The sequence below is a fragment of the Leptotrichia sp. oral taxon 223 genome (assembly GCF_013394795.1).
GTDB lineage: Bacteria > Fusobacteriota > Fusobacteriia > Fusobacteriales > Leptotrichiaceae > Leptotrichia.
Window position 1 is genome coordinate 1,272,337 of record NZ_JABXYU010000001.1, and the last position, 16,591, is coordinate 1,288,927.

General features: G+C 36.2%; 20 protein-coding genes. All 20 read right to left on the reverse strand.

The window, feature by feature from the left end; all coding sequences use genetic code 11:
* Positions 1 to 14 precede the first annotated feature (14 nt).
* On the reverse strand, positions 15 to 1,112 hold the full coding sequence (gene eutH, locus HW275_RS06310) for an ethanolamine utilization protein EutH (protein ID WP_178935727.1): 1,098 nt from the start codon (positions 1,110 to 1,112) through the stop codon (positions 15 to 17).
* Between the two features lie 353 nt (positions 1,113 to 1,465).
* Complete coding sequence (gene eutL / locus HW275_RS06315) at positions 1,466 to 2,119, reverse strand: ethanolamine utilization microcompartment protein EutL (protein ID WP_178935728.1); 654 nt, start codon at positions 2,117 to 2,119, stop codon at positions 1,466 to 1,468.
* 62 nt (positions 2,120 to 2,181) lie between these two features.
* Complete coding sequence (gene eutC / locus HW275_RS06320) at positions 2,182 to 3,123, reverse strand: ethanolamine ammonia-lyase subunit EutC (protein ID WP_178935729.1); 942 nt, start codon at positions 3,121 to 3,123, stop codon at positions 2,182 to 2,184.
* A 13-nt stretch (positions 3,124 to 3,136) separates the two neighbouring features.
* The gene (locus tag HW275_RS06325) at positions 3,137 to 4,501 is read right to left on the reverse strand and encodes an ethanolamine ammonia-lyase subunit EutB (RefSeq protein WP_178935730.1); all 1,365 of its coding nucleotides are present in this window, start codon (positions 4,499 to 4,501) and stop codon (positions 3,137 to 3,139) included.
* A 31-nt stretch (positions 4,502 to 4,532) separates the two neighbouring features.
* The gene (gene eutA / locus HW275_RS06330) at positions 4,533 to 5,963 is read right to left on the reverse strand and encodes an ethanolamine ammonia-lyase reactivating factor EutA (protein WP_178935731.1); all 1,431 of its coding nucleotides are present in this window, start codon (positions 5,961 to 5,963) and stop codon (positions 4,533 to 4,535) included.
* A gap of 47 nt (positions 5,964 to 6,010) precedes the next feature.
* The gene (locus tag HW275_RS06335; RefSeq protein WP_178935732.1) at positions 6,011 to 7,414 is read right to left on the reverse strand and encodes a sensor histidine kinase; all 1,404 of its coding nucleotides are present in this window, start codon (positions 7,412 to 7,414) and stop codon (positions 6,011 to 6,013) included.
* Positions 7,407 to 7,985: an ANTAR domain-containing response regulator gene (locus HW275_RS06340; RefSeq protein ID WP_178935733.1), complete on the reverse strand. Its 579-nt coding sequence runs from the start codon at positions 7,983 to 7,985 to the stop codon at positions 7,407 to 7,409. The genes HW275_RS06335 and HW275_RS06340 overlap by 8 nt, the downstream gene beginning before the upstream one ends.
* 22 nt (positions 7,986 to 8,007) lie before the next feature.
* Positions 8,008 to 9,126: a 1-propanol dehydrogenase PduQ gene (locus HW275_RS06345; protein WP_178935734.1), complete on the reverse strand. Its 1,119-nt coding sequence runs from the start codon at positions 9,124 to 9,126 to the stop codon at positions 8,008 to 8,010.
* A gap of 116 nt (positions 9,127 to 9,242) precedes the next feature.
* Positions 9,243 to 9,551: a hypothetical protein gene (locus tag HW275_RS06350; RefSeq protein WP_178935735.1), complete on the reverse strand. Its 309-nt coding sequence runs from the start codon at positions 9,549 to 9,551 to the stop codon at positions 9,243 to 9,245.
* A gap of 5 nt (positions 9,552 to 9,556) precedes the next feature.
* Positions 9,557 to 9,826 carry a EutN/CcmL family microcompartment protein gene (locus tag HW275_RS06355; RefSeq protein ID WP_155283279.1) on the reverse strand — a complete coding sequence of 90 codons (270 nt, stop codon included), beginning with the start codon at positions 9,824 to 9,826 and terminating at the stop codon, positions 9,557 to 9,559.
* A 1-nt stretch (position 9,827) separates the two neighbouring features.
* The gene (locus HW275_RS06360) at positions 9,828 to 10,472 is read right to left on the reverse strand and encodes an ethanolamine utilization protein (RefSeq protein WP_178935736.1); all 645 of its coding nucleotides are present in this window, start codon (positions 10,470 to 10,472) and stop codon (positions 9,828 to 9,830) included.
* Positions 10,473 to 10,499: 27 nt separating this feature from the next.
* Positions 10,500 to 11,135: an ethanolamine utilization phosphate acetyltransferase EutD gene (gene eutD, locus HW275_RS06365; RefSeq protein ID WP_178935737.1), complete on the reverse strand. Its 636-nt coding sequence runs from the start codon at positions 11,133 to 11,135 to the stop codon at positions 10,500 to 10,502.
* 21 nt (positions 11,136 to 11,156) lie between these two features.
* Positions 11,157 to 11,939, reverse strand: coding sequence for a cobalamin adenosyltransferase (locus HW275_RS06370; protein WP_155283240.1), 783 nt, complete (start codon positions 11,937 to 11,939; stop codon positions 11,157 to 11,159).
* A gap of 17 nt (positions 11,940 to 11,956) precedes the next feature.
* Positions 11,957 to 13,432, reverse strand: a complete 1,476-nt coding sequence (locus tag HW275_RS06375) for an acetaldehyde dehydrogenase (acetylating) (protein ID WP_178935738.1) — start codon at positions 13,430 to 13,432, stop codon at positions 11,957 to 11,959.
* 51 nt (positions 13,433 to 13,483) lie between these two features.
* Positions 13,484 to 13,780 carry a BMC domain-containing protein gene (locus tag HW275_RS06380; protein WP_178935739.1) on the reverse strand — a complete coding sequence of 99 codons (297 nt, stop codon included), beginning with the start codon at positions 13,778 to 13,780 and terminating at the stop codon, positions 13,484 to 13,486.
* A gap of 2 nt (positions 13,781 to 13,782) precedes the next feature.
* Positions 13,783 to 14,541, reverse strand: a complete 759-nt coding sequence (locus HW275_RS06385; RefSeq protein WP_178935740.1) for a BMC domain-containing protein — start codon at positions 14,539 to 14,541, stop codon at positions 13,783 to 13,785.
* 7 nt (positions 14,542 to 14,548) lie between these two features.
* Entirely contained in the window at positions 14,549 to 14,992 is a 444-nt protein-coding gene (locus HW275_RS06390; protein WP_178935741.1) for a EutP/PduV family microcompartment system protein, read from the reverse strand.
* 2 nt (positions 14,993 to 14,994) lie between these two features.
* Positions 14,995 to 15,345, reverse strand: coding sequence for an ethanolamine utilization microcompartment protein EutS (gene eutS, locus HW275_RS06395; RefSeq protein WP_178935742.1), 351 nt, complete (start codon positions 15,343 to 15,345; stop codon positions 14,995 to 14,997).
* Between the two features lie 26 nt (positions 15,346 to 15,371).
* The gene (locus HW275_RS06400; protein ID WP_178935743.1) at positions 15,372 to 15,647 is read right to left on the reverse strand and encodes a BMC domain-containing protein; all 276 of its coding nucleotides are present in this window, start codon (positions 15,645 to 15,647) and stop codon (positions 15,372 to 15,374) included.
* A gap of 25 nt (positions 15,648 to 15,672) precedes the next feature.
* Positions 15,673 to 15,957 carry a BMC domain-containing protein gene (locus HW275_RS06405; protein ID WP_021770241.1) on the reverse strand — a complete coding sequence of 95 codons (285 nt, stop codon included), beginning with the start codon at positions 15,955 to 15,957 and terminating at the stop codon, positions 15,673 to 15,675.
* Positions 15,958 to 16,591 lie beyond the last annotated feature (634 nt).

Below are 16,591 nucleotides of genomic sequence, written 5' to 3' on the forward strand. Positions count from 1 at the left end.
ATTTTTTCACATTTTTATTTTGCAGTCTCTTTTTTGCAGAATAATATTTTTGCTACAACTATCGCTGTTACTCCTGCCACTAATTTTCCAACTATCATTGGGAAAATCATTTGAGTATACTTTCCACCTTCAAATCCAGCTGTAAATCCTAAATGGTCTCCAAAGACGAATGCCGCACTTACTGCAAAAGCAATATTCATAACTTTTCCATTCGCATCCATATCTTTTAAAATTCCAAACATTGGAATATTATTAGCCAAAGTTGCAACTAATCCAGCCGCACCAACTTCATTCATTCCAAGTCCTTTTCCTAATACTTCAAGTGGTTTTCCAAATACTTTTGTAATAAAATGTACCAATGGATATGCTCCAGCTAAAACTATTGCAATTCCTCCAACTGTTTCCAATCCTACATCAATTGATTTCATCCCTGGAATTACAACAAAACCTGTTAATTTTTGAATAATTGCAGCCACTAACCCTATTGTAATTATAATTACCACAGCTTGACCAAAAACTTCAAATCCTTTTGTCATTTTTTCAGGCATAAAAATTAAACCTAAAATAATTAATGCAGCAACAATTATTATTGGTATCAAATTCACTAAAATTAATCCTATTGGGTATCCAGCCACTAATCCACCTGCAAGTACTCCTAACGGTATTGTAGTAATTCCAGCTAAAATTCCTTTTGCCAAAAATGGCTTGTCATCTTTTTCAATAATTCCTAATGCTACTGGTATTGTAAACACGATAGTTGGTCCCATCATCGAACCTAATATAAATGCCGCTAATCTTCCAGCTTCTGGATTTTTAGCCATTTCTAATGCAAGTGGAGCTCCTCCCATATCATTTGCAAGAAGTGTTGTTGCAAACATAGCCGGATCTGCTCCTAATGCTGAATAAATTGGTCCTACTATTGGCGTTAAAAGATTTTTTAAAACTGGTGCTAAAGAAATAATCCCAACCATAGCAACCGCAAGTGAACCCATAGCCATTATTCCTTCTTCAAATTTTTCACCATATCCCAGTTTATTTCCAAATATTTTATCTATTCCACCTATTGCCATAAAGATAGTCATAATAATAATTATTATTTTATCTATTCCCATTTTATATTCCTCCCAAATTTTCATTTAATTATTTTGTTTTAAATGAAAATACTCAAAATTATGTTTATACAAGATTACTTCACATAAAATATCTTTTAGTTGCATTATCTCCCAATTATGCAGAAGTTCTAATAATAAAAATACAAGTAAAGTTATATTTATAGGAGCCTTTTCCCAAATATTTTAGAAAAATATAGAATTGCCTAACCAAAATAATTTTTTACCTAATGAAAATAGTATTATAAATTTACAAGGCAATTCTATTTATTGCTCAATCCTTTTCAAAATCAAACAGTCATAACTTTTTCAAGCCTGGTTTTAAAGTGATTTTACCATAATTAATGATTTGTTCATTAATAAGTCAATGGATTGTCTGCCACAGATTTTACAGCTTCTGCAAACGCATCACACGCAGCCTTGCATGCAGATTGACTTCCTGTCAAAAGCCCTCCACCAAAGTTTGTTTCTGAAGGCGGTCCATAAAATGCAACCAATCTCACATCGGCAGCTTTTAATGCAACATCCAGAGCATACATTGCTTCCAGCGGCGGCGCTATTAAGTAAGCCAGCGATTCACCTTCTTGGATTCCTGCTGTTTTTGATAAATAAGTTCCTGTTCTTGATATGCAATGTGCATAATATGCAATGCTGTCATCATCATTTGCGCTTATAAATGCCCCTTCATTTTCAATAAAGTCAACTGCAGCGGCAAGTCCGCTTTTTACTTCCGCAGGAGTAGGTCCCGACAAGATTCCTATTACTTCTCCAGCCAGTTTTGTATTTGCATTTGCAGCCCCACCATAGAATGATTTTCCATAAGCCACGTCAACAACGGCTTTTTTCGTAGCTTCGTCCAGCGCTGTGTAAGTAACGTCATCGCAGTCTGCAGTTATAATACCTATACTTCTATGCTCATCAGGTAATTCCAGCTCTTTAGCCATATCTCTGTCCACATTCGGAATTAATCTCACAGCTAATACATTAGCCTTTAGTCTATCGCCTTTCATTGTTCCTCCTAAAAATGTTAATTTTATTTTTATTCTCAAAGTTCGGTTTATTTAAGTTATTTTTACAATTTCAAGTCCTGTCCACTTGCTTTTGCGTCAATTATTTTCTTAATCAATGTTGCAACGTGCGCCCCCGCTTCTGATGATGGAGTTCCGTCCTTGTGAATATTTGACACAACTGTTCTTTTTGCTTCAGAAATTCCTGGACGAGCCTTGTAAGTAATGTAGGCGCTCATACTTTCCGCAGTTGTAAGTCCTGGACGCTCTCCAATTAATATGCACACAACATCAGCGTTCAGGATTTCTCCGACGTGATCTCCCGCTCCAACTCTTCCATATTTGATAAAGAATGGCGTACCAGTATCAATTCCATATCCTTTAAGCCCATTTAACATTGCAGGTATTATATTTTTAGCATTCGCTTCAATCGCAGTTGAACTTAGCCCGTCTGACACTACTATTTGCACTGTTGGATTTTTTTTACATTTTTCTTCTATGATTTTTATTCCTTCTTGTGAAATTTTTCTTCCCAAGTCAGGACGAGTTATATACTGATCTCTGCTTTCACACTCAGTAGTAACTTCAAATAATCCAAGTTCATCGAGAAATTCTGTAGGAACGTCATTAAATACGGCATCTTGCGCAGCGGCATGATCCGCTCTTAATCTTAACAGAACTTCCGTTTTCATTCTTGTTCCAGCTCTTCCGATTCCCAGCCTTGCAGATGTTTTCTGTTTTAATTTCATATATTCTTCCCTGTCTTCAGGATTATCCACAAGCATCTGCTCTTTTATATTTATTTTTCCAATATCTCTTACTTCTCCATTTACAATGTGTGGATTTTCACGTGGATTTTCATCTTGGTCATAAGTGGAACTTGTGCTGACAACTGGCGCTTTTTCTTCCATAACTGTGACAGATGTTTCTTTTGCTGGCGTTTCCTCTGTTTTTATTTCATTTATTATTTTTTCAATTACGTCTTTTAGTTCTCTTTCTGATAACATTGATTTTTCCTCCCTATTTTAAGAAAATTGAAGCATCTCCGGCTCTATCTGTAAGTTTTCCATCTTTCATTATTCCCATTTTTTCTAGCCATTTTTCAAAAGGTTTTATAGGTCTTCTGTTACATATGTCTCTTAATGTAGCATCATCGTGATAAGAAGATGTTTGATAGTTAAGCATGATGTCGTCTCCCGCAGGAATAGCCATAAAATAGTTACATCCTGCAACTGTCAATAATATTTTCAAATTTTCAATATCATTTTGATCTGCTTTCATATGGTTAGTATAGCAAGCGTCAACTCCCATTGAAATTCCTGTAAGTTTACCCATGAAATGATCTTCAAGTCCAGCCCTTATTACCTGTTTGCTGTTATAAAGATATTCCGGTCCGATAAATCCAACAACTGTATTTACGATAAACGGATCAAATTTTTTAGCAAATCCGTAACATCTTGCTTCCATTGTAACCTGATCGCATCCGTGGTGCGCATCCGACGACAGTTCTGAACCTTGTCCTGTTTCAAAGTACATTACGTTAGGCCCTGTCGCTGTTCCATGCTTTAATGCCAGTTCCCTTGCTTCCTGAAGCATATCTCCAGTTATACCAAATGCTTCATTTCCTTTTTCAGATCCTGCAATACTTTGGAAAATCAAGTCTGTAGGTGCTCCTCTTCTAACTGCTTCCATTTGTGTAGTTACGTGAGCCAATACGCAGATTTGTGTAGGAATTTGCCATTTAGTCTTGATTTCGTGGAATCTGTGCAACACTCTCATAACACTGTCAACACTATCATCAACTGGGTTTAATCCTAGTAATGCATCTCCTTGTCCAAAACTAAGCCCTTCATAAGTAGAAAGCATAATTCCATCTGGATCATCAGTAGTGTGGTTAGGTTGCAATCTTGTTGCAAGTATTCCTTCTCCACCTATTTCAGTATTACAGAATTTTTTAATTCTTATTTTGCTTGCTCCTTGAATAAGATCCATATTGCTCATAAGCTTGGCAACCGCCGCCACCATTTCACTTGTAAGCCCTTTGCTGATTCTCTTTATATCGGCTCCTGTTGTATGCGAGTCCAAAATCCATTCCCTTAATTCACTTACAGTCCAGTTCTTTATTTCTCCATAAATTTTTTCATTTACAGCGTCCTGTATAATTCTTGTAACTTCGTCTTCCTCATAAGGCACTGCAGGATTATTTCTCAAATCTCTCAATGTTAATTCAGCCAGTACAGCTTTTGCAGCAACTCTTTCTTCCGCTGTGCTTGCACTTACTCCCGCAAGTTCATCTCCTGATCTAAATTCACTTGCCTTATTCTGTACATCTTTTACAGATTTAAATTCATACGTATGTCCGAATAATTTAGTTTTTAATACCATTGTTACATGCCACCTCTCTAAATTTTTTTATTTAATAACTGAATACCAATGTTTTTATTACAACAGGTAAAACATTTCCATTTCCCAGTGGCGCTCCTATGTCAATATAATCTCCATCCCTCACTTTTACACTATCTATGCAGATTATATCATAGCCATCAAGCGCAAGTTTCATACATTGTCCCAATACTTTTGCCATATCGTTTTCAACTATGACGATTACAGGATGAGTTTTGTCATGTTTTCTTTTTATAACGTCTGAAATTACCGAAGAGAGCTCCATTATGTCAGTATATGCCATATTATGCTTACCTTTAAAGGCAAGCGCCACATTTTCAATTTCATTTTCAGAGTTAAACCAGTTCAGCTTATCTTCAATAACCTTTCCTAATTGGCTATACGGCAAACTCTCATCCGATTCTGACAGTTTCAACACAGGAATATTTTTTACCGGGAAAATTCCTTCAGTATAAGTTATTGTGCTGCCGCTTATTTCTGTAGTATGGCTTCCTGCCCCAACCACTGTCGCTCCAATTGTTTCGCTTAATTTCAGGGGCTCTATATTTAACTCTTTCAGGACTTTTACCATTTCCTCTCCAAAAATTACTCCTACATCGTTATACTTGTACAAGTCCTTTTCAGTTCTTCCATAAACAAAATCCGCAATTCCTCCAGTAAACGAATAATGCTCGATGTTGCCGTTATGTTTTCTAAAATCCTTATAAGTTACTATTTTACGATATAAATCAGTCTTTGGCAAAAGTTCAACGCTTTCAAAAATAAGCTGCGCCATTCTTCTCGTTATTTTTCTCAAGTCCTGCTCGCTTACTTTTCTGCCTAACTCCAGTTTTACATTCACATCATCGGCAATATCGTACATTTTTTTGAAAATATAACGTGTGTTCCCGTTTTCATCAAATTTTATGAGCCGTCCTCCGATGTCAAGACAGGTAGTGTCTTCCACTTCCCCTCTGTTGAAAACTGCAATGTTTGTAGTTCCTCCTCCAATGTCAAAGTTTACGATGCTCGTATTTTTCTGCTCAGAATATCCATAAGCTCCTGAACCTTTTCCGGCGATAATACTTTCCAGATCGGGCCCTGCTGTCGCAACAACGAAATCTCCTGCCATTCCGCTAAGAATTTGCAGCACTTCCTTCGCATTTTCCTTTCTTGCCGTATCTCCTGTTATTATTACAGCCCCCGTTGAAACATCCTTGTATTGTATATTGGCTTTTCTGTATTCAGATTCTATTATTTCCTTAACTTTTTTTGCATCTATTTTTGTTTCAGTTTCCAGTGGAGTAATATAAATGTCACTTCTATATATAACTTCTTTTCCTATTATTTTAAGCTGAGGCGCTGTAAATGCAGTCCCTCTGTTTTCAATGTAAATTTTTGAAAAAATAAGCTGTGTCGTAGAAGTCCCAATATCTATTCCCACACTTAATATTTCTTCTATCATTGCATAAGACTCCTTTGTCTTTATTAATATTTACCTTACAAGATAAATCAATTTTCAAAACCAAAGCTGATTTCTGTTCCTTTCTCTCCAGTCTTTATATCCAGATTCCCATAAAGTTTTTCCTTCACAAGGCTTTTAACTATCCTTAGCCCAATGCTTCCCTTTTCAAAATCCTTTTCATCCATTCCAATTCCATCATCGCTTATAGAAACATAAGATTTCATCTCTCCTCTTTTCACTTTAATTATTATATGTCCTCTGCTCCGTTCCTTAAAAGCGTGCTTTATACAATTTTCCACAAGTTCATTCACTATAAGGGCAATGGTTGTAGCCTTATCTGAATTAATTTCAAAGTTATCTCCAATTACATCTATTTTTAGTTTTAAGTGTCCCTCCAGATTTTCTCTCACCGAATTTTTCAGAATTTTATTTATGACTTCCTTGATTTTAAGCTCATCAAGTCCATTCTGAGCAAGCAGCTCGTGAGTTACCGAAATACTCAAAATCCTGTTTATGCTATCGCTGAATGCAGCCTTTACAGCCTTATCATCTGTTTTTCTTGCCTGTATCCTAAGCAAGCTTGCTATTGTCTGCAAATTATTTTTCACTCTATGATGTATTTCCTTGATTACAACTGATTTTAAGACAAGCTCTTTTTCCTTGATTTTAATTTCAGTAATGTCCTTGATAAACAGAACTACATTTTTGACATTTTTTGTTTCCCTTATTAAAATGTATTCCAGGCTCAAAACCATATTTGATATGTTTACATCGGACTTTTCTTTTACTTTTCCGCTTAGCACATCCTCAAATTCAACATCATCAATTACAATATTGTCAAACTTTTCTCCAAGGAAAAAATCCTTATAGCCTATCTTCCTGTACACATATTTTGCTCTGGAATTGGCATATATGCACACTCCTTCTTCATTAAAAATTATAATTCCATCATTAATATAGTCAATTATTTTTCTCTCCCGCAGCATTCCAACGGAACTCATAAGAATTTCATCAGTAGCATTGTTTAAAAAACTTAGCTCCTTATTGATGCTTTCCTCATTCACGCCTTCCTCGACTATAAGAACGGCTATCACTGCACCATCTGTTTTATCGCTTCTTATAGGCACCACATTTTGCGTAACACTTTTATTTTCCTGCGTCAATGCCTTGTAGTCTCGTGATGGATGTCCAGTTTCCAGCGTTCTTAATACCGCCGGCTCATTTTTTCTATAGGCAAATTTTCCTACAACGCTTTGAGTGTAACTTGAGCCTCTTCTTGGATTTGCCTCAGCAACCACAATCGCCGTATCTCTGTGTTCTGTTGAACAGTCGATAAATACATCCGCTTTTAGCAGCTTGCTCATAACAGGCAGCCCCTCACATATTTTTTCCAGCTTTTCAATATCCTTATTTGAAAGCTTCGTATATTGTTTACATATTGTTCTAAGCATTTTCATCTCCAGATAAAATTATAATATCGGCTATTTTTCCCATATCGCACCTTTTGTTCATGCTAAGTGTCCTTATGTACTCATATGCTTCATTTTCAGTAAAATTCCTTGTTTTCATCAGAATGCTTTTAGCAATGTCAATTTTTTTCCTGTCCTCCAGCTTCTGACTTGTTTTTAAATACTTCTTTTCCAGTTCTTCAAACTCTTCCTGCTTGTTAAATATGATTTCCAAATTAGGAATAAAGGACTTTTCGTCGATGGGCTTCACTATATATCCTATTATTCCTATATTTTTTGCTTCTTCTATAAATTCCTTGTTGGAATAGGCCGTAAGTAAAACAACACCTCTAGACAATTTCTCCTTCGTTATTACTTTCGCCGCTTTCAGTCCATCCAGTATAGGCATTTTAATATCCATTATTACAAAATCCGGCTTATATTTTCTGCTTTGCTCTATTGCATCAAATCCATCTCCCGCCTCAGCAACTACATCGTAATTCGCTTCCTTAAGTATCTCGCATATGTCCATTCTCGTTATCGGTTCATCGTCTACAACTATTATTTTTCTCATCTTTTCCCCTTTTCCTCCAAATTTAATACAAATCTGCCAATAATTGTTTCATTTCAATTCTGCTAAATCTTCTTGGATTTTCTCCTGTACACATATCGTTTTCTATCTGATCAATCACACTTTCCATTTCAGAAAAATACTGATCTTCAGAAATTCCAAGTTCCCTCAGGCTGTTTGGTATTCCCATTTTAACCGCTCTCATTTTAATAGCCTTTGCCAGAATTTCCACGCCTTGTGCATCTTCCTTAGGGTCAAATCCCAACGCTTCAGCAATTTCACGGTAATATCTTGCCGCATCCTTATTTTGTGCGTTAAACTGTATAACTTTTGGCATTATTATTGCATTAAGCCTTCCATGTGGCTTGTGAAATCTTGCTCCCAGCGAATGTGCTATGCTGTGGTTTATTCCCAGTCCCGCATTGCTAAAAGCCACCCCTGCCATGCAAGACGCAATCTGCAAGTCAATTCTTTCCCTTTCCAGTTGCGGATTTTCAAAATTGCTTACCAAATCAGCAAATACTGTCTTTATCGCCCCTATCGCAAGCGTATTTGTAAACAGGTTTCTTGATTTTGAAACATATGCCTCTATAGCGTGTGTCAGCACATCCATTCCTGTGTCTGCAATTATTGATGGCGGAAGAGTTTTTATAAATTCTGGATTTAAGATTGCTATGTCAGGCAGCATTTCGCTGTCGCTTAAAGGTATTTTTTTACCTTGAGTAGTAACAACTGCATAAGATGTTACTTCTGAGCCAGTTCCGCTTGTTGTCGGTACTGCAATGAATTTAGGCTTTCTATGTTCACCCATTGCCCTTTTTATCTGATTTGTAAAGTAAATCATTGATTTGCAGGCGTCTATCGGTGAACCTCCTCCCAGCGCTATTATGCAGTCAGGATCAAATGCACTAAGTTCAAGCATTCCTTTTATAATTTCTTCATCTGTAGGATCCGGCTTAACATCCGAATATATTTTGGCATCTATTCCTCTTGATTTTAAGATATTTGTTATTCTGTTTACAACTTTCAGCTTTACCATATTCCCATCTGTAACTAAAAATACTTTCTCCATTTCCAATGTTCTTAATATATCCAAAGAATTAGCGCCATAATGAATATCCGGTTTTATCTGAAATAAACCCATCAAATCCACTTCCTTTCTATTGCATGCTCAAGCCCCTTTAATGTCCAGCTTAAAAGTAAATAATTCCAGGGATGAGCAAAATAGTCATAACTTTTAAATTTAGTTCTAAAGCAGTTCTACTGTAGTTCCTTTAATTTGGATAATATTTTCCGGACTGTTTCAGGATCTGTTATTTTGTAATCTTTTACGAGTATTTCAATCGCTTTCTTTTCCAAATCCTCACAATCCTTTCTCACATCTTTTCTGATGTTATTTCCCGATTCACAGTTTGATTTGCAGCAAGATTTTTCATATCTTACTTCAACTCCCTGTTCCCTAATCATGTCCTTTGCCCCGGGAGTAATAATCATATCAGCCTGAACCACCAGTTCCTTATCTTGAACATATTCAAAAAGATTTTTTACCGTTATCAATCTTTTTCTCATTTTTTTTACTCCTTTTCTGATTCCAAACTGTCTATTATTCCTACAATAGTTGCGTCCACTGGAGTTTCAGCATCAAATATATGTCTTGCAGAGCTTCCTGTAACAATTATCACTTTGTCACCTTGTCCAGCGCCAATGTAGTCAGCCGCCACCATTTTTCTGCTCCCACGTCCTTCATCTGTCCCTTCCACTTCAACTACCATAAGTTTCAGCCCTTTCAGTTTTTCATCTTTCCTTGTTGCCCAGACATTATCTACAACTTTTCCAATTAACATATCATTTTCCTCTTTCATAGCATAATTCAATGCTATTTTCTTTTATATAATCCATCGCAAGGGAAGTTATTTTACCTTTGCCATCAACTACAATCATCTGATTTCGAAGCCCTGAATCTCTAAGCCTTCTTTCTGTTATCAGGCCTTTCAAATATACTTTTTCCTTGGCATTAAAAATATTTTTAACTTCCGTTCTTTTTACAACCTTTATTCCAAATTCCTGAACTTTTTTAACATATTCATCATAAAGATTTATTAATGCGGCAGGCTTAGTATATTTTTTATATTCCAGCCCTTCTTCCACGATCACGATTTTGCCATCGTTAAAAAGAAATTCTGTTATAATGCTTTTTCTCCCTTGTGAAAGTTCAATCAGTTCATTTATTCCAAGTGTTGATACGACAAGTATTTTTTTATTTTCACATTGTCCAATGGCTTCCCATGTGCTGTCTAACTTTACATTTTCTACGAATGATGTTTCTTTTTTTAATTCGTCCTTTAAAATTTCATCATTTCCCAAAAAAGCCACTATTATTGATTTTTTAGAAATAATCTCATTATTTTCAGACAAATTTTCATTTTCCCTTTTGGCAATTTCCTTTAACACTTCCCTTGCAAGCACTTCTATTAATTTCTGAGTATCCATTTTATCTCCTCACAATGCTTTTTACATCTATTTTTCAATACTTCCGACCACTCCTGAAGTATACCCGCAGGAATTGGCTTCATCAAAGTCAATGTGCATGCTCAGTCTGAAATTATCCTTTACTCTTATTAAGACATCATCAAATATTAACGGCCTGTCGCTATGAATTTTTACTTTTACAGCTTCACCGTCCTTTACAGAAAATCTTTTTGCATCTTCACTTGTCATATGAATATGTCTTTTGGCAACGATGACGCCTTTATCCAGCTGCACGTACTTATCGCCTACACCTAGCAGTATTCCAGGCGTCCCTTCGATTTTTCCGCTTTCCCTTATCACTCCTTTGACTCCTATTTCACGGCAGTCGGTAAGCGATAATTCCACTTGTGAAAAATTTCTGCACGGCCCCAATATTGCAACGTTTGAAAACTCTCCTTTCGGCCCGATTACTCTGACTCTTTCCTTTGCCGCAAACTGTCCCGGCTGTGACAATTCCTTTACAGGCGTCAGCTCGTAACCTTTCCCAAAAAGCGCTTCCACATGTTCTTTTGTAAGATGTACATGCCGTCCCGAAGCCTCAACCATAAAGGTGTCGTCCTTTTCTGCACCTAGGATTTCCTGTAATTTTTCTCTTATTATTCTCTCCAATTCATTTCTGTCCATAGCATCTCCCGAAATTTGAGATTATTTATAATCTCCGTTATTTGCCTTTAGCATCATTAAGTACAATATACTGCTCAGACGGTTCAATGCCTTTAGCATATCCACCCTTTCCACTTTTCCTTCCTTGTAAAAAGCGTCAACTGCGGCAACTTCACATTCCCTCGACAAAGCTCTCAAATAATTTATATCAATAACTGATTCATCAAAATCTATGTTTATTTCAAACAGATGCCCTGTTTTAAAATATTTTACCGTATTATGAGTTATGTCCTTTAATGTGTCAATATCGTATCCCAGCACATCCCTTTCCTGAAATTCCATATCAGTCATTTCGCTTATAAACAGATCCCTCACGAATCTATATGTCTGTGCAAAGTCGCTTTCCAGCTTTTTATTTTTCTCATATTTTTTCCAATATTTTATTATTTCAGCCTGCAAAATATCAAATTTTCCTCTTAAAACGATTCTTTTATGATTTTTCACGACTAAATTATCTCCAAACAGCTGAGTCATAAATTCAGGCTTCTTATCGTAAACCGCTCCTGTTATATAATCCCTGTACTGCCGTTTTTTAATAACTTTTTCTTCGGAAGCATTAGCCGGAGAATCTTTAACTTTGTTTTCAGCAGTCTTCTCATTATTGACAAATTTTTCCTGTGACTTCTTTATCCTGAAATCAATTTTTTTTACATTTAAAAATTCTCTTGCTGACGGTGTAAGGATGTCCTTTTCAGTTATATGTATTTTTTCAAGCTGCCCTTCCTTATCTAATTTTCTAAGCATTCCTTCTGTTATAACAGGCATTTTTTATCACACCCTATCTATTTTTTATAAATTCCGTCCAATACTTTTCTTATGATACTTTCTATATCACTCTCACTAATTTGTGAACTGCTTCCAGTATTCAGTCCACACTTGTCTGTACAGTTGCCTTCATTTTTCAATGCTTCCAGTTCCTTTGTCCCGTAAGCCACCCTTCTAATATTTATAAGATTTAAAGGCCCTATATTGTCAGAAGTTGCACTTCCTCCAACTGTTCCGCATCCTAATGTGAATGCAGGTATAAGGTTAGTTGTAGCTCCAACTCCTCCAAGTGCCGCAGGTGTGTTTACAAGCAGTCTTGAAACCGGTTTTTTCAAAGAAAATTCCCTTATGATATTTTCGTTGTTTGTGTGCATTGACATTGTATGTCCGATTCCTTCATTTTGGAGGATTTCTATGCATTTTTCACACGCTTTTTCCCAAGTTTCCTCTATGAAAAATCCCAATACTGGACATAATTTTTCCCTTGAATAAGGATTTAAGTGTGAAACTTCCGTTTCTTCTGAAATTAGAACTTTTGTAGTTACAGGAACTGTTATTCCCGCCATTGCAGCTATATACAAAGCTGTTTTTCCTACTATTTTCGGATTCATTGTATTGTTGGCCCTCATAAGGATTTTTCCAACTTTTTCCCTTTCGTCCTTGTTCAAGAAATATGCACCTTGCCGCTTCAATTCGTCCACAACCTGATGTTTTATTACTTCTTCCGTAACAATTGACTGCTCTGATGCGCAAATTACTCCGTTGTCGAAAGTTTTACTGTCTATTATTCTCTTAACCGCCTTTCTGATGTCTGCGCTTCTTTCAATGAATGAAGGCCCGTTTCCCGGTCCTACTCCTATCGCAGGTGTTCCAGAGCTGTAAGCGGCTCTTACCATCGCTTCCCCGCCTGTCGCAAGAATCAATGAAGTTTTCTTGTGCTTCATAAGTTCCTGCGTTGCTTGCAATGTAGGCGTCTTTATAACTCCGATTAATCCTTTTGGAGCCCCTTTTCTTTCAGCAGCTCTTATTAGGTATTCAGCAGTTTTTATTATGCAGTTCTTCGCATTCGGGTGAGGACTTACGATTACCGCATTTCCTGCCTTTAATGAAATCATTATTTTGTATATTGTTGTGGAAGTAGGGTTTGTTGAAGGGATTAACGCTGCGATTATTCCCATTGGAACCCCTATTTCTGTTATTCCCTTTTCCTTATCTTCACAAATTATCCCTTTTGTTTTCAAATCCTTTATAGTTTCATACACGCCAGCTGAAGCCAGTCTATTTTTCAAAACTTTGTCTTCCCAGCGTCCAAACCCTGTTTCTTCATTGGCCAGTTTTGCCAGTTCCACTTCATGTTTTTGGGCTTCTTCACATATTTCCCTTACTATTTCATCAATTTGAGCTTGCGAGAACTGACTGTATTCTTCAAATGCCCTGCTTGCATCATTTAATAAATCCCTTACTTCCTGTATTGATTGCAAATCTTTATCCATAGTCTGTCCTTTCTGCAAATAACCGCTGTTTACTGGTTATTTTTAGTTCTCTTATTCAGCCTCAGCTATTCTTGGCTTAGGCAGTATGCCTTCAATTTCATTATGAGGACGTGGTATTACATGAATTGAAATTAATTCTCCAACTCTTTCAGCAGCCGCAGCCCCTGCATCTGTCGCAGCCTTTACAGCCCCGACATCTCCTCTTACTAGCACTGTTACCAGTCCTCCACCAACGTGTTCCTTTCCAATCAAAGTTACATTGGCAGCTTTCACCATCGCATCTGCAGCTTCTATTGCAGCTACAAGCCCTTTAGTTTCAATCATTCCTAACGCATTTAATGTTGCCATCGTTATTCCTCCTTATTATTTCTTACTAAAATTTCTATCAATTTTTTCTTAGGCATCGTCTTTATTTGATTCCATGTGTAGCCAATTTTAAGGTTGTTGACCTTTGTCTTTAAATCCACTACTTTCATGTCCTGATACTGTTTTTTTACCTTTTTTGTTTCCTCATCTTTTTTTTTTAAAGTTTCTGTTATTGAAACTTCTTCATTTTCCTGAATAATATTATTTTGGTTCCCTGTTTCTGCATTTTCCGTTATTTCCTGAACTGATTCTTCTATTATTCCTTCTGTTTCCGTTTCTGCAATATCTTCAGGCTGCTCTTTGATAAATTGGTTTTCATTTTCATTTTCAATATCTGCATTTTCATTTACTGCCTGCTCAATCACTTCTTCTGTCATTATTTGCACTTCAGTTTTTTCATTATCATTGTCCGATTTTTCAATAATGTCTTCATCGTTTTGCACATCGGCAGTTTTTTCATCAGATTTTTTTCCAATGTCACTTATCAGAATTTTCTTTGTTTCAGAAGCCACTCTTGCAATAACGTTACTGCTCAGGAAATTTCCAAGCCTTCTGGCACTTTCACTTGCGGCATCCACAGCGGCATTTACAGCAGCCACATCTCCCGCTACTTCAATGGTCACAATTCCACCTTTTACATAGTAGCAGTTTGTAAGTGTTACATCAGCTGCCTTCAAGGCAGCATCTGCAGCTTCTATTGCAGTCACAAGCCCCCGTGTTTCCACATATCCGTACGAATCCATCTATCTATCACCTTCTAATCTGCTCGGAATCATCTTCCAAATATTTCACAAGTTCCTCAATCCCTTCATTCTCATAGGAACTTACAGCAAAAACTCGCTCAGCTCCTGCATTTTCCAATATTTCACGAGCCCTTTTCACATCTTTACCCAAATCAGTCTTAGTTACAATTCCGATTACAGGCTTTGTAAAAGCTGTTGAAAACCCTGGCGGAAACACATTATGCTCCTCGTCACACGCCTGCACCATCCCAATAACATCACAGTCATACGAGCTTACAATCAGCGCCTTGTAAAGCATCCTGTTTTCCATGTATTCGCCTGGAGTGTCAAGTATGTCATTGGAATATGTCAGCATCTGCGTTTTTTCATATTTTATGTCAAGTCCATGTATTCTCTGGGTTAATGTTGTTTTACCGCACATGGATTTTCCTATCAAAAGTATCTTTTTCAATTTTATGACCTCGTTATCTGAGTTATGCTAAATCTCAGGACATTTTCAAAATATGAAACCACCTCATTTACAGCGGCTTCTATACTTCCCACATCTCCGCTTATTACAACCGATCCTGTAAACCTGTCTACAAATCCTATTTCCACTTCGGCACTTTTCGTAGCCAGATCCGCCGCAATGATTGCTGCTTCTCCTGGAGTTATTGTGAGTATTCCTATTGCATTTGTCTTATTTTCAGAAAGTCCTATTTTTTTTGATAAATCTCTTTGCGGATTTGCAATTATATGAGCCAGAGTCAACTGTCTGCCAGGTACGTATTCCTGAATCATTCTCTGTTTTTTTTCTTCTTCCATTTGACAAATCCTTTCTAAAATTTATTTTATCTAGGCAAAATAGTTTCTACTTCCGCATGTGGACGTGGAATTACGTGAACTGAAATCAGTTCCCCAACTCTTTCAGCAGCCGCAGCTCCCGCATCTGTCGCAGCCTTTACAGCCCCAACATCTCCTCTTACAAGAACTGTTACAAGTCCTCCTCCTACATGCTCTTTCCCAATTAATGTCACATTTGCGGCTTTAACCATCGCATCTGCAGCTTCTATCGCAGCCACCAGCCCTTTTGTTTCTATCATTCCTAACGCATTTAATGTTGCCATAGCCATTACCTCCTAAAATTATTTACTATTCTCTTCCTTTTGGCAAAATAGTTTCTACTTCCGCATGCGGACGTGGAATTACATGAATTGAAATCAGTTCCCCAACTCTTTCAGCAGCCGCAGCTCCCGCATCTGTCGCAGCCTTTACAGCCCCAACATCTCCTCTTACAAGAACTGTTACAAGTCCTCCTCCTACATGCTCTTTCCCAATTAATGTCACATTTGCAGCTTTAACCATTGCATCTGCAGCTTCTATCGCAGCCACTAGCCCTTTTGTTTCTATCATTCCTAATGCATTTAATGTTGCCATGTCTTTCCTCCTGAAATTATTTTTTTTATTCAATAAATAATTTAATCCCAAATTCACCTCCTCGCTTTATTAATTAATAAATTTATATATACAAATTATTAATCATTGAAAAATAAAAAAGGAACTAAAAAATTTAAATAATTTCTCAAGCTCCTTTGCTCCAAAATATTATTGTTCTTTATATTTTTATTTTTATTTGTAATTTTATACCGTTATTTCATAAATTCACATTACTCCGTTGTAATATGTGTGCAAACCTCTTATTATTGAACTAATGAATCAAATAATACTGAGGTTTAAGTAAAATAATTATAGTTTTTAAATTCAATTTCAAAATGAAATTATTATAACTTCTATTTTGAGTATACTATGATTTTTCATTTTGTCAATAGTTTTAAAAAAAAAATTTAAAATTATATTTAAGTTTATATAATTTTAAAAAAAATTGAATGCGAAATAAAGGAAAATAACGATTGATTTCTCTTGCTTATATAAAAAGAAAAAACATGAATTATAAAAAATATTTATTAACAATGAGCAGTTTTTCAAAATTTAAGTAAAAATCCCTTATATGGATACTTAAAAATTAGGTTTGATTTTTTTCATCAAGGCTGTCAAATTAATTATTATAGAA